Source organism: Desulfogranum marinum (assembly GCF_016918565.1).
Classification (GTDB): domain Bacteria; phylum Desulfobacterota; class Desulfobulbia; order Desulfobulbales; family Desulfobulbaceae; genus Desulfogranum; species Desulfogranum marinum.
On the sequence record NZ_JAFFQD010000163.1, the window covers coordinates 1 to 449 of the forward strand.

At 57.9% G+C, this 449-nt stretch carries 1 protein-coding gene; it reads left to right on the plus strand.

What is annotated here, in order from left to right; translation table 11 throughout:
• Nucleotides 1-67: 67 nt before the first annotated feature.
• Nucleotides 68-449 (plus strand): hypothetical protein (locus tag JWH17_RS23320; RefSeq protein ID WP_205225098.1); only part of this gene is annotated, 382 nt, incomplete at its 3' end.

Below are 449 nucleotides of genomic sequence, written 5' to 3' on the forward strand. Positions count from 1 at the left end.
AGCGGCAAGGGCCGGGATTAACTCCTCACCACCTTCTGCCGCCACGCGCGGCATGGAGCATCACCTCATGGCAAACGCCACAGCGGCAAAGGCCAGCAGCATTCAACCGCGCTTCATCAGGTTTGGCGATGCTCCTGGTTACCTCGGCATGTGCCGGGACGAATTCAACAAAACAGTTCGCCCAAGCGTTCGGGAATTCCCGATCGGGAAACAAGGCGTGGCGTTCGACCGGATTGAGCTTGATGAATGGGCGGACGCCTACGTCGAGCGCAAGTCGGTTGAAAAGGCGGTGAATCAGGACAACAATCACCCCCGCAGCGAGCGCCAGGGTGAAGCCAAAGGAGGCAAACCATGGCGAGAAAAGCGATCTCCGGTCTCTACCAGAAAGGTGGAGTCTGGCAAATCGACAAGGTTTTCCGAGGTGAGCGACTTCGAGAAAGCACTGGAAC